Raw genomic sequence first — 12,850 nt, forward strand, 5'->3', positions numbered from 1 at the left:
CCACATCTGGACTACCCATCATGAGCGAAAACGCACAAGCCCTGCCGGCTTCCGCCGCGCCCGCCGCCGGCCATCCCCTGCAACGCAAGAAGCTGTTCACGCTGCTGTTCGGCGCCGTCGCCGCGGCGGCCGTCGCCTACGGCGGCTACTGGACGCTGGTCGGCTCCCACCATGTCAGCACCGACAACGCCTATGTCGCCGCCGAGATCGCCCAAGTGACGCCCGAAGTGGCCGGCACCATCCAGCAGGTGAAGGTGGTCGACACCCAGGCGGTGAAGGCCGGCGACGTGCTGGTGGTGCTGAACGACAGCGACGCCAAGCTGGCATTGGCTCAGGCCGAAGCCGACCTCGCCCGCGCCGAGCGCCGGGTGAAGGGCTACTTCGCCAACGACGAGGGCCTAAGCGCCCAAGCCCAGGCCCGCAGCGCCGACGAGGCCCGCTCCGCCGCGCAGCTGGCCTCGGCCCGCGCCGACCTAGAGCGCGCGAAGCTCGACCTGCAGCGCCGCCAGGCGCTGGCGAAAAGCGGATCGGTGTCCGGCGAGGAGCTGAGCAATGCGCAGAACGCCTACGCCACCGCGTCGGCCAGCCTGAAGGCCGCCGAAGCCGCCAGCCGCCAGAGCGAAGCCAACTACCGCGCCGCCGTCGGCAGCCTGAAAGCCAATCAGACGCTGACCGCCGACACCACGGTGGATGACAACCCGGAAGTGGCGCTGGCGCGCGCCAAACGCGATCAGGCCAGACTGGATCTCTCCCGCACGGTGATCCGCGCCCAGGTGGACGGCGTGGTGGCCAAACGCCAGGCCCAGGTGGGCCAGCGCGTCCAGTCCGGCACGCCGCTGATGTCGGTGGTGCCGCTGCAGAACGCCCACGTCGACGCCAATTTCAAGGAAGTGCAGCTGAACAAGGTGCGCGTCGGCCAGCCGGTGGAGCTGACCGCCGATCTCTACGGCAGCAAGGTGGTCTACCACGGCAAGGTCGCCGGCCTGTCCGGCGGCTCCGGCTCCGCTTTCGCGATGATTCCGGCGCAGAACGCCACCGGCAACTGGATCAAGGTGGTGCAGCGGCTGCCGGTGCGCGTCGCGCTGGACCCGGCCGAGCTGAAGGCCCATCCGCTGCAGGTCGGGCTGTCGATGGAAGCCACCATAGACGTCAGCGAGTGAGGCCATCATGTCTAGTGCGAATCCGGCAGCCGGCGAAATCCAGCGGCCGCTGACCGGCAATATGCTGTGGCTGGCGGCGCTGGTGCTGGCCGCCGCCAACTTCATGGTGGTGCTGGACACCACCATCGCCAACGTGTCGGTGCCCAATATCGCCGGCGGGTTGGCGGTGTCGTCCAGCCAGGGCACCTATGTCATCACCTCCTACGCGGTGGCCGAGGCCATCATCGTGCCGCTGACCGGCTGGCTGGCGGCGCGCTTCGGCACCGTGCGGCTGTTCGTCGGATCGATGCTGCTGTTCGGCCTGTTCTCCATGCTGTGCGGCCTGGCCGGCTCGCTGGAGACGCTGGTGCTGTTCCGCGTGCTGCAAGGCCTGGCCGGCGGCCCGCTGATGCCGATGTCGCAGACGCTGCTGCTGCAGATTTTCCCCAAACAGAAGGCCGGCGCGGCGATAGGCCTGTGGAGCATGACCACGCTGATCGCGCCCATCATGGGGCCGATTCTGGGCGGCACGCTGTGCGACCAGGCCAGCTGGCCGTGGATCTTCTACATCAACGTGCCGATCGCGCTGGGCTGCGGCCTCCTTGGCTGGAACCTGCTCAAGCGCTACCAGAGCCGCATCGTCAAGCTGCGCGTCGACGCGGTCGGCCTGGCGCTGCTGGTGGTGTGGGTGGGCGCGCTGCAGCTGATGCTGGACAAGGGCAAGGAGCTGGATTGGTTCGGCTCGCCCATCATCGTCGGCATGGCCATCGCCGCGTTGGTCGGCTTCGCCGCCTTCCTGATCTGGGAGCTGACCGAGGCCCAGCCCATCGTCAACCTTCGGGTGTTCCGCCACCGCGGCTTCTGGGCCAGCGTGCTGACCATCTCGGTGGCGTTCGGATCGTTCTTCGGCGCCACCGTGCTGACGCCGCAATGGCTGCAGGCCTATATGGGCTACACCGCCACCCAGGCCGGCTACGCCACCGCGATGAGCGGCGTGCTGGCAGTGATGGTGGCGCCGATCGCCGCTCAGCTATCCACCCGGATGGACCCGCGCAAGCTGGTGTTCTGCGGCGTGATGTGGCTAGGCTGCGTCACCCTGTACCGCAGCTTCTCCACCACCGACATGGGCTTCTGGCAAGTGGCGCTGCCGCTGCTGTTCCAGGGCCTGGGCATGCCCTTCTTCTTCGTGCCGCTGACCGGGCTGGCGCTGGCCAGCGTGGAGCCGGCGGAAGTGGCGTCGGCAGCCGGCCTGATGAGCTTCATGCGCACGCTGTCCAGCGCCTTCGCCACCTCGCTGGTCACCACCGCCTGGGACGACAAGGCCAATTACAACCATGCCGAGCTGGTCGGCATGGTGGACGGCGGCGGCGACGCGCTGCGCGCGCTGACCGGCGGCGGCCTGTCCGACAGCGTGGCCTGGGGCACCATGGAACAGACGCTGCAGGCGCAAAGCATCATGCTGTCCACCAACCAGATCTTCTGGCTGGCCGGCCTGTCCTTCATCGTGGCCGCCTGCGCCATCTGGCTGGCGCCCCGGCCCAGCCGCGTCGCCGACACCAGCCAAGCCCACTGAGTTTCTCAACCCGTGTTTCACCACTTGCCCCGCGCCCTTGTGGCCGGGGCCTTTTTTCGCCCTGTATTCAAGGACAGCCTTTACATACGGCCACCATCTCGTAACAGACGCTTACATATACTGCGTGCTATCAATATGCCGTAAAAATAATCAAGACCGGCACGGCCGGCCGCGCCTCCGCTTCCCATTCAACGCAGACAGGAAACCCTCAGCAATGAACCATACGATCAAGCGGCTGGCGCTGGCCATAGCCGCCGCGCTCGCAGGCCAGGCCGCAACCGCCGCTCCGTTTCAGCCCATCCGCCACGACGCCTTCGCCCAGTCCTGCCAGGCGCTGTGGGGCAAGGAAACCGCTCGCAGTCATTGGGTGAAAGACGACGGCCAGGGCGGCCTCGCCTATGCGCCGCTGAACGGCAACGGCGACCGCATCATGGACTTCTCCAGCGCCGGCTATATGGGCGGCGGCGCGGCGCTGCCGGCTGCGCCAGTGAAGGCGACAGTGAAGCCCAGCGGCAGCGCGGCCAGCGATCTCGCCAACATCCAGGCCGCCATCGCCAAGGTGGCCGCCTTGCCGGCGGTGAACGGCGTGCGCGGCGCGGTGCTGCTGGCGCCCGGAACCTTCCTGCTCGAGTCGCCCATCCAGCTGGCCAGCGACGGCGTAGTGCTGCGCGGCAGCGGGTCCGGCGCCGGCGACACCGTGCTGAAGGCGCAAGGCAGCGGCCATGCGATGCTGAACCTGGGCGGCGCCAGCGCCAGCCTGACGCCGGTCGGCTCCGCCGCCGCCATCGCCGACGGCTATCTGCCCTCCGGCACCAGCGTGATCCACGTGTCCGACGCCTCCGGCTTCAAGCCCGGCGACGCGGTGATGGTGCGCCGCCGCGCCAGCGCCGAATGGATCCACTTCATGGACATGGACCAGCTGGTCCGCGACGGCAAGCCGCAAACCTGGATCAACGCCGGCAACAACAACGAGTACTGGCTGCGCGCCGTCGCCGCCGTCGACGGCAAATCATTGACGCTGAACGCGCCGCTGTCCGACTCCTTCGACAGCGGCTACCTGGGCGGCAACGGCGGCAGCGTGCAGAAATACGCGGCCAGCGGCATCGCCGGCCAGATCGGCGTCGAGCATCTGGCACTGGAAGGCCAGCCGCGCGGAAGCGGAACCGACTACGCGGTGGCCAATCTGGACAATCTGGCCGACGGCTGGCTCAGCGACATCCAGGCGCATAACTTCACCGGCGGCGTGGTGGTCGGCAAGCAGGGTCGACGGCTGACGCTGGAGAAAGTGGCGTTGAGCCACGACCACAACAATGTCGACTGCTCCGGCGCCAAGGAATTCGAATTCAGCATCGCCGGCAGCCAGGTGCTGGTGGACCGCAGCGCGTCCACCGGCAGCAAGAAGTCGTTCTACTACGCCACCCAGGCCCAGGCCGGCGGCCCCAACGTGCTGCTGAACTTCACTGGCCGCGCCGAAGCCTGCGGCAATATCGAACCGCACCAGCGCTGGGCCACCGGCCTGTTGGTCGACAACGCCGACATCAGCGGCGCGATCGCGCTGGGCAACCGCGGCGCCGACGGCAGCGGCCACGGCTGGAGCATGGGCTGGGGCGTGGCGTGGAATTCCAAGGCCGACCAGCTGGCCATCGCCGCGCCGCCGGGCGCGACCAACTGGGCGATCGGCAGCAGCGGCGCGCTGACGCCCAATGTGCCGGACGCCCAAGGCGTGCCGGTGCCGCCCAAGCTGGGCGCGGTGGACTCGGCCAACGTCCGCGTCGGTCCGGACAGCCTGTACCTGATGCAGCTGTGCCAACGGCTGGGCCCGCAGGCGGTGAAGAACATCGGCTATTGATGGCCGGCGGAAACGACAAGAGGCCCGGATGGGCCTCTCTTCATGCCGAACTCCCGATGCCACGCATCATCCGGCCGCGGGTATCGCCTGAAGCGAACCCGCGCTACGCGGCTTGGGTTCCCGAAGCTCCAATCGGTACGACGCGCCCCATTTCCCCTTTCAGGACGCGCCGTCCGAAAAGTCGAGGGCAAGGTTTTAAGCTGGCGACTGTGTGAGGTGCGCGACGTTAGCGCGCGCCGAGTTTGCCAGCGCCTTGCCCTCGGCTTTCCGGGCGGAAATCGCGGTCTGTAGGGGCGGCCTGGAGTTGTCTGCGTGCGAATCTTTGATCCGCTCAGCGATAGAGGGCTGGCCGGGCAGCCCTCTTGCCCGTAGCGCGGGCGGAACCGCCCTAATCATCGTCCGCGCAGCGGACTCTACGAAATGTCCACCGTGAATTGACTCGGATGAGCGTCTCGCTACGCTCGCAGCCTGATCAATCGTCCCGGGTCAGCACTTCCAGCAACTCGATCTCGAACACCAGATTGGAATTCGCCGGAATGCGGTCGCCGATCTGGCGCTCGCCGTAGGCCAGATGCGCCGGCACCCACAGCTTGCGCTTGCCGCCCACCTTCATGCCCATCATCCCCTGGTCCCAGCCCTTGATCACGCGGCCGGTGCCGATCACGCACTGGAAGGGCCGGCCCTTGTCGACAGAAGAGTCGAACTTGGTGCCATCCTCCAGCCAGCCGGTGTAATGGCTGGTGATCAGCGCGCCGCGCACCGCCTCCTTGCCCTCGCCCACCACCAAGTCCTCGATCTTCAGCTCTTCGCTCATTGCTCTTCATCCACAAAACGCCGCGCGGGGCGAAAGCCGCTATTGTACTCCGCGCGGCGGACGATGGATCAGGCGTCCCAGGCCGGGGCGAAGTCCGGGTTGGCGATGCGGCCGCCGTCTTCCAGCCCGGCGATGCGCGTCATATCGTCCTCATCCAGCCGCAGCTTCAGCGCGTCCAGATTCGCCGCCAGATTGGCGCGCTTGGTGGACGACGGAATCACCGCGATGTCCTGCCGCAGCTGCCAGGCCAAGGCCACCTGGGCCGCCGTCGCCTCATGCTTCTGGCCGATGGCCTGCAGCACCGGATCGCTCACCACCCGGCCATAGGCCAGCGGCATGTAGCCGGTCAGCGCGATGCCGCGCTCGCGGCAGAAGGCGCGGACATTGAGGTTCTGCAGATAGGGATGGACTTCCAGCTGATGCGTGCCGATAGCGTCGGCGCCGACGGCGGTGATGGCCTGTTTCAGGTGGGCGATGGTGAAGTTGGACACGCCGATCTCGCGCGTCAGCCCCAGTTGCTTCGCCTCCGCCAGCTGCTCCATGTACACCGCCATCGGCACTTCGTCCTTGGGCGAGGGCCAGTGGATCAGCGTCATGTCCACCTGGTCCAGACCCAGCTTGTCCAGGCTCTCGCGCAGGCTGGGAATCAGCTTGCCGGGACCGAACTTGTCGGTCCAAATCTTGGTGGTGACGTAGAGTTCGCCGCGCGGAACGCCGCTCTTGGTGATGGCGCGGCCGACATCGGCCTCGTTGCGGTAGATCTGCGCGGTATCGATGTGGCGATAGCCCAGCTCCAGGCCCATCGCCACCGACTCTTCGGCTTGCTGTTCCTTCAGGCGGAAAGTGCCCACTCCCAGTTTCGGCATTTGCACGATGCGTTTCCTCATTTGAATGGCGGCCGGTCGTCCCGCGCCCAGCGAGAGTATCGAACTCGGCCGGAAGCGGACGCCATGCCTTCGGCATTGACGGCGTCCAGCCTACCCGAGCCGACAGCCGGAAACCAGCCTCGGCGGAGATCCCCTTGGGCCGACTATCCTAATCGGCCTAAAAACGTTACATTGACGATTAATGTCCGAAGGGTGGGCTTCCCGGCATGAAACCATTGATTCTGCTGTTCGCCTGCGGCCTCAGCGCCGCCGCCGCCGCGGAAACGCTGACGGTGGGCATAGGCGATCAGGCCTTTCCGCCCTACAAGATGGGCAACGACACGCTGGACCCGCGCCGCCCCGGCCTGTCGGTGGAACTGGTGCAGTCGGCCGCGCGCAGTTGCCGATTGAAAGCCGATATTCGCCTGCTGCCCGGCGCGCGGCTGCTGAAGGAGCTGGAGCACGGCGCGCTGGACGCCGTGATGATGCTTTCCTACACCGCCGACCGCGCCGCCTACACCGCCTTTCCGCTGCAAGGCGGCAAACCGGACGAGGCGCGGCGGCTGGCCACGCTCAGCTACGCGCTCTACGTGCGCCGCGACAGCGACGTGGGCTGGGACGGCAAGAAGCTGTCCAATCTGCGCCGCAGCGTCGGCGCCAACGCCGGCTGGTCGATCAACACGGACCTGCAGCGGCTGGGCATCCCGGCGGAAACCGCCAACAGCGTGGCGCAAAACTTCGACAAGCTGGCCGGCAAGCGCATCGACGCCTACGCGGTGCACGAGACGCTGGGCGACGCCTACCTGGCGCGCAATCCAACGCTGCCGGTGCGCAAGCTGGCGTTGCCCATCAGCACCAAACCCTACTTCCTGCCGGTCTCGCGCCGCTACGCCGCCAGCCATCGCAAGCAGGTGGACTGCCTGTGGGGCGCCATCGCCGCCCAGCGCGACGAGCTGACCCGGCGGCGCATCCGCTTCTATCTGGACGCCGGCGGATAAGCCGCCAGGCTCAGTCGCCCAGCGTCCACGGATCAGCCAGGCGGATCACGTCGTCGCGCTCGGCTCCGGTGGAGATCAGCGACATCGGCGCGCCGGCCAGCTCCGCTATCCGCCGCACGTAGGCGCGCGCCTGCTCCGGCAGCGCGTCCAGGCTGCGCGCGCCGCGGGTGCTTTCTTGCCAGCCCGGCAAGGTCTCGTACACCGGCTCGATCCGGCCGCGCTCGGCCAGCCCCGCCGGATAATCGCCCCGCAGGACGCCGTCCAGCCGATAGCCGGTGCAGATTTTCAGTTCATCCATGCCGTCCAGCACGTCCAGCTTGGTCAGCGCCAGGCTGGCGATGCCCCCCACTCGCACGCTCTGGCGCAGCAAGGCCGCGTCCAGCCAGCCGCAGCGGCGCGGCCGGCCGGTGTTGGTGCCGTACTCGCCGCCGCGCTCGCGCAGGCGGTCGCCTAGCGCGTCGCCCAGCTCGGTGGGGAACGGCCCGCCGCCCACCCGCGTGGCGTAGGCCTTGCACACGCCCAGCGCGTGGCCGTGCGCGGCGCTGCCCAGGCCGGAACCGGAAGCCGCCTGCGCCGGCCCGGTGCCGGACGAGGTGACGAAGGGATAGGTGCCGTGCTCGACATCCAGCAGCATCGCCTGCGCGCCTTCAAACAGAATGCGCTGGCCGGCCTCATCGGCTTCGTTCAACAGTTTCCACGCCGGCCGCAGGTAAGGCAGGATGCGGCGCGCCTGCTCCAGCAGCGCCGCCAGCATCGGCTCCAGCTCGAAAACCGCCCGCCCCAGCGCCGCCAGCACCGCGTTGTGGTAGCGCAGCGTCTCCTCCAGCCGTCCGCGCAGGACGGCAGAATCGGCCAAGTCCGCCAGCCGGATCGCCCGCCGGCCGGCCCGGTCCTCGAACGCCGGCCCGATGCCGCGCCCGGTGGTGCCGATCACCTGGGTCCGCGCCGCCTCCTGCGCCGCGTCCAACGCGATGTGGGACGGCAGCAGTAAGGTGGCGTTGTCGGCGACCACCAGCTGGTCCGGACCGATCGCCAGTCCCTCGGCGGCGATGCGGTCGATCTCGGCCAGCAGCGCCTGCGGGTCCACCACCACGCCGTTGCCGATCACGCCCAGCTTGCCCCGCAAGAGACCGCAGGGCAGCAGCGCCAGCTTCCAGGTCTTGCCGCCCACCACCAGGGTATGGCCGGCGTTGTGGCCGCCGTTGAAACGCACCACGCAGTCCGCCGTCTCGGCCAGCAGATCGACGATCCGCCCCTTGCCCTCGTCGCCCCATTGCGCGCCCGTCACAATCACCTTGTTCATGCGTTTCTCCAGAAGTGAAAATTGATGCTGTTGCGACAACACCTTACGCAACTTGCCGCTCGATGGACAAACGACTTATTCTGGCTTTTCATGTCAGGAAAACTCACACGAATGAAACGAGACCTTCCGCCGCTGAACGCCTTGCGCGCGTTCGAGGCCGCCGCCGTCCGCCAGAGCTTCAGCGAGGCCGCCGAACTGCTGCACGTCACCCACGGCGCCGTCAGCCGGCAGATCCGCCTGCTGGAGGAGTGGCTGGGGGCGCCGCTGTTCGAGCGCCGCCACCGCCAGGTGCGGCTCACCGACGCCGGCCGCGACTACCTCGCCGACGTCCGCGCGGCGCTGGAGCGGATAGAGACCGCCAGCGCCCGGTTGCGGCGCGGGCCGCTGCCGCTGCGGGTGAACGCGCCCGCCACCTTCACGCTGCGCTGGCTGATTCCGCGGCTGTCCCGGTTCCAGTTGCAGCACCCGCACGTGGAGGTGAAGCTCACCACCTCCAGCGAGCCCATCGCCCAGCTGGCCGACAGCTTCGAGGTGGCGATACGCGGCGGCCCGCAGGCGCTGCCCGGCTTCATCGCCCACGAATTCCTGCAGGAAAGCCGGCTGCCGGTGTGCAGCCCAAGGCTGCTGGAGCGCCTGCCTATCGCCTCGCCGGCCGACCTGTCCCGCCACACCCTGCTGCACACCGCCGGCAGCCCGGAGTTCTGGCCGCAGTGGCTGGACGCCGCCGGCGCGTCCGGCCTGCAGCCGGCGGCCAGCCTGACGCTGGAGCACTTCTACCTGACGCTGCAGGCGGCGCTGGACGGGCTTGGCGTGGCGCTGGGCCCCAGCCGGCTGATCGCCGACGATCTCGCCAGCGGCCGGCTGGTGCAGCCGTTTTCCGGCCCGCGGCTGGAGGACTGGCGCTACTTCGCCTACGTGCCGGAAACGCGCGACGGCCACCCGGCGGTCGCCGCATTCTGCCGCTGGCTGGCTCAGGCGGACCCGGCGTGAGCGCCGACGACAAAACACTCCATTGTCATGCTCGACGCCGTCCGCCGCTTCGGCTATATCTAAAAGCCTCCGCCGGTCCGCGGGGGAACTCATCCCGCCGCGCGGCCTCGTACCAGTAAGCCTCGATTGCCCGGAGGGCGGCCAGACGCCGCGCTCCAACCCGGTTTTGCCAGTTGTTCCCCTTCCAGAAACGACAGGAGAAGCGCCATGCAATTGAACGGAAAAGTCGCCCTGATCACCGGCGCCGCCAGCGGCATAGGCAAGGAGATCGCGCTGGTCTACGCCCGCGCCGGCGCGGCGGTGGCCATCGCCGACATCAACCTCGACGCCGCGCGCAAGACCGCCGACGAGATCGCCTCCGCCGGCGGCAAGGCGATAGGCGTGGCGATGGACGTCACCAGCGAGGACGCGGTCAACCAGGGCACCCAGCAAGTGGTGGACGCCTTCGGCCATCTAGACATCCTGGTCTCCAACGCCGGCATCCAGATCGTCAATCCCATCGTCAACTACAGCTTCGCCGACTGGAAGAAGATGCAGGCGATACATGTCGACGGCGCCTTCCTCACCACCAAGGCCGCGCTGCAGCACATGTACAAGGACAAGCGCGGCGGCGTGGTGATCTACATGGGTTCGGTGCACTCGCACGAGGCCTCGCCGCTGAAATCGGCCTATGTCGCCGCCAAGCACGCGCTCTTGGGCCTGGCCCGGGTGCTGGCCAAGGAAGGCGCGCCCTACAATGTGCGCTCCCACGTGATCTGCCCCGGCTTCGTCCGCACGCCGCTGGTGGACAAGCAGATTCCGGAGCAGGCGAAGGAGCTGGGCATCAGCGAGGAGGAAGTGGTCAAGCGGGTGATGCTGGGCAATACCGTGGACGGCGTGTTCACCACGGTGGACGACGTGGCCCAGACCGCGCTGTTCCTGGCCGCCTTCCCCAGCGCGGCCCTCACCGGCCAGTCTTTCGTCGTCAGCCACGGCTGGTTCATGCAATAAGGAGCGCGCATGGCGAAGGACAAGCTCGATCCGGCCTGCCGCGCCGACGCCGCGCCCTACCGCAGCCCGGCCTTGCCGCCAGACCACCGCTACCAGGTGGTGGCGCTGGTGCTGCAAGGCGGCGGCGCGCTCGGCGCCTACCAGGCCGGCGTCTATCAGGGGCTGGCGGAGGCCGATCTGCATCCCAACTGGGTGGCCGGCATCTCGATCGGCGCGCTGAACGCCGCCATCATCGCCGGCAATTCGCCGCGCCAGCGCGCCGAGCGGCTGGAACAGTTCTGGCACACCATCAGCCGCCAGCCGCTGCTGCCGCCGACGCCGCACAATCTGTTGGACGACGCCCAGGCGCTGCCGCCGCCGCTGCAAGGCTGGCTGAACGGCCTGGAAGCCTGGCGCGCGCTGATCGAAGGCCAGAACGGCTTCTTCCAGCCGCGCCCGCCGCTGCCGCCCCGCGACGGCGGCACCGCCAGCTTTTACGATACCTCGCCGCTGAAAGACACGCTGGAGCGGCTGGCGGACTTCGACCGCATCAACGACAGCGGCGAAATGCGGGTGTCGGTGGGCGCGGTGAACGTCAAAAGCGGCAACTTCGTCTATTTCGACAATACCCGCCAGCGGCTGCGCGCCGAACACTTCATGGCGTCCGGCGCGCTGCCGCCCGGCTTCCCGGCGGTGGAGATAGACGGCGATTACTACTGGGATGGCGGCATGGTGTCCAACACGCCGCTGCAGCCGGTGCTGAGCGAGCGGCCGCGCAAGCACTCGCTGGTATTCCAGGTGGACCTGTGGAGCGCGCGCGGCGAGATGCCGTCCGACCTGTCGCTGGTCGCGCTCAGGCAGAAGGACATCCAGTTCTCCAGCCGCACGCGGATGATCACCGACTACATGCGGGAGAGCCAGCAATACCGCCAGCTGCTGCGCGAGGTGATGGAGCTGGTGCCGGCAGCGGCGCGCGACAGCCCCGCCTACCGCCATGCCGCCGGCCAGGCTTGCGACCGCCTGTTCAACGTGATCCACCTGATCTACCAGGACAAGCCCGGCGAAGGCCACTACAAGGACTATCAGTTCGGCGCCCGCACCATGCGCGAGCACTGGGCTAGCGGCCTGGCCGACATCCACGCCACCCTCGCTCATCCGGAATGGCTGAGCATGCCGTCGCCGGAACGGCCCTTCGTCACCCACGACGTGCACAAGCGAGCCTCTCGCTGACGGCGGCCGGAGCGCCTGGCGGCGTTCCGGCCCCTAGCCCTCCGCGCCGCCAGCCCCGGTTTCCTCCCATTCTTCGCCGCATGCCGCTTTGACGCAGCCGCGCAGCCAGCGGTGGGCGGGATCGGCGTCATGCCGCGGATGCCAGATCATGGAGATGACGATGCCGGGCACCGACACCGGCAGCGGAAAGCTCTGCATGCCGTCGCGCAGAAAGCCGGTATGCCGCTCCGGCACCGAGGCCACCAGATCGGTGGCGCGCGCCAGCGCCAGCGCCGCGGTGAAGCCGCCGACCAGGGTGGCGACGTTGCGCCGCAAACCCAGCGCCTTCAATGCCGCGTCTATCGGCCCCCGCTCCTGGCCGCTGCGCGACATGCAGACATGCCGGGCCGCGGCGTAGCGCTCGGCGCTGATCTCGCCGTCCAGCAACGGATGCCCGGCGCGCGCCACGCCGACGAAACGGTCGCGAAACAGCATCCTCACCCGCAACTCCGGCCCGGCCGACGCGCCCACCACGCCGGTGTCCAGATCCACGCTGCCGTCGCGCAGCGGCGCGCTGTCCTTGTCGGCCTTCAGCGCGAAGCGGAAGCGCGCGCCCGGCGCCTCCCGGGCCGCCCGCTCCAGCAGGCGGGGGCCGAAATTCTCGACGAAGCCGTCGCTGGTGCGCAAGGTGAAGGTGCGCTCCAGCGCGGACAGGTCCAGCTCCCGCGCTGGCGTCAGGGCCGCCTCCGCCTCGCCCAGCAGCGGGCCTATCCGCTCGCGCAGCGCCAGCGCCCGCGGCGTCGGCACCAGGCCGCGCCCGGCGCGGACCAGCAAGGGATCGCCCATCGTCGCGCGCAGCCGCGCCAACGCGCGGCTCATCGCGGACGGGCTCAGGCCCAGCCGGCGCGCGGCGCCGGCCACGCTGCCTTCGGCCAGCAGCGCGTTCAGGGTGATCAGCAGGTTCAGATCGGGTGTGCTCATCCGTCCACCATAGCACGGCCAGGCATGGCGTCATATGCAGCTATCGAATGCATGACGCGCGTCTTCCGCCACATCTCGCGCCGGCCTAGGCTGCGGACATGGACAAGGCGCGGACGGCCAACCGCCGCCCGCGCCATCGCAAACCTCATGGAGCATTCG

The 12,850-nt window shown here is 68.6% G+C and carries 11 protein-coding genes; 7 read left to right on the forward strand and 4 right to left on the reverse strand.

Annotated features, from left to right (window positions below):
* Positions 1 to 20 precede the first annotated feature (20 nt).
* The 3 genes from ACX17K_RS04150 (at position 21) to ACX17K_RS04160 (ending at position 4,561) form a co-directional block, all read left to right on the forward strand.
* Positions 21 to 1,160: an HlyD family secretion protein gene (locus ACX17K_RS04150; protein ID WP_493773814.1), complete on the forward strand. Its 1,140-nt coding sequence runs from the start codon at positions 21 to 23 to the stop codon at positions 1,158 to 1,160.
* A gap of 7 nt (positions 1,161 to 1,167) precedes the next feature.
* On the forward strand, positions 1,168 to 2,712 hold the full coding sequence (locus ACX17K_RS04155; RefSeq protein WP_493773815.1) for a DHA2 family efflux MFS transporter permease subunit: 1,545 nt from the start codon (positions 1,168 to 1,170) through the stop codon (positions 2,710 to 2,712).
* Between the two features lie 214 nt (positions 2,713 to 2,926).
* Positions 2,927 to 4,561, forward strand: coding sequence for a hypothetical protein (locus ACX17K_RS04160; protein WP_493773816.1), 1,635 nt, complete (start codon positions 2,927 to 2,929; stop codon positions 4,559 to 4,561).
* 472 nt (positions 4,562 to 5,033) lie between these two features.
* On the opposite strand, the gene ACX17K_RS04165 is transcribed toward ACX17K_RS04160, so the two are convergent.
* Entirely contained in the window at positions 5,034 to 5,375 is a 342-nt protein-coding gene (locus ACX17K_RS04165; RefSeq protein WP_347370871.1) for an FKBP-type peptidyl-prolyl cis-trans isomerase, read from the reverse strand.
* Positions 5,376 to 5,443: 68 nt separating this feature from the next.
* Entirely contained in the window at positions 5,444 to 6,241 is a 798-nt protein-coding gene (dkgB, locus tag ACX17K_RS04170; RefSeq protein ID WP_493774000.1) for a 2,5-didehydrogluconate reductase DkgB, read from the reverse strand.
* Positions 6,242 to 6,468: 227 nt separating this feature from the next.
* On the opposite strand from dkgB, the gene ACX17K_RS04175 reads away from it, so the two are divergent.
* Entirely contained in the window at positions 6,469 to 7,239 is a 771-nt protein-coding gene (locus ACX17K_RS04175) for a substrate-binding periplasmic protein (protein WP_493773817.1), read from the forward strand.
* A gap of 10 nt (positions 7,240 to 7,249) precedes the next feature.
* On the opposite strand, the gene ACX17K_RS04180 is transcribed toward ACX17K_RS04175, so the two are convergent.
* Positions 7,250 to 8,542, reverse strand: a complete 1,293-nt coding sequence (locus tag ACX17K_RS04180; RefSeq protein ID WP_493773818.1) for an adenylosuccinate synthase — start codon at positions 8,540 to 8,542, stop codon at positions 7,250 to 7,252.
* A 111-nt stretch (positions 8,543 to 8,653) separates the two neighbouring features.
* Here ACX17K_RS04180 and gcvA point away from each other — a divergent pair, with 111 nt between their 5' ends.
* The 3 genes from gcvA (at position 8,654) to ACX17K_RS04195 (ending at position 11,731) form a co-directional block, all read left to right on the forward strand.
* Complete coding sequence (gene gcvA, locus ACX17K_RS04185; RefSeq protein WP_493773819.1) at positions 8,654 to 9,532, forward strand: transcriptional regulator GcvA; 879 nt, start codon at positions 8,654 to 8,656, stop codon at positions 9,530 to 9,532.
* Positions 9,533 to 9,739: 207 nt separating this feature from the next.
* Positions 9,740 to 10,522 carry a 3-hydroxybutyrate dehydrogenase gene (locus tag ACX17K_RS04190; RefSeq protein ID WP_046167652.1) on the forward strand — a complete coding sequence of 261 codons (783 nt, stop codon included), beginning with the start codon at positions 9,740 to 9,742 and terminating at the stop codon, positions 10,520 to 10,522.
* A 9-nt stretch (positions 10,523 to 10,531) separates the two neighbouring features.
* A complete protein-coding gene (locus tag ACX17K_RS04195) occupies positions 10,532 to 11,731 on the forward strand; it encodes a patatin-like phospholipase family protein (RefSeq protein WP_493773820.1) in 1,200 nt (399 codons plus the stop codon).
* 33 nt (positions 11,732 to 11,764) lie between these two features.
* Here ACX17K_RS04195 and ACX17K_RS04200 read toward each other — a convergent pair whose 3' ends face one another.
* Entirely contained in the window at positions 11,765 to 12,691 is a 927-nt protein-coding gene (locus ACX17K_RS04200) for a LysR family transcriptional regulator (RefSeq protein ID WP_347370866.1), read from the reverse strand.
* Between the last annotated feature and the right edge of the window lie 159 nt (positions 12,692 to 12,850).

Source organism: Chromobacterium sp. INPA-IVC, assembly GCF_059047085.1.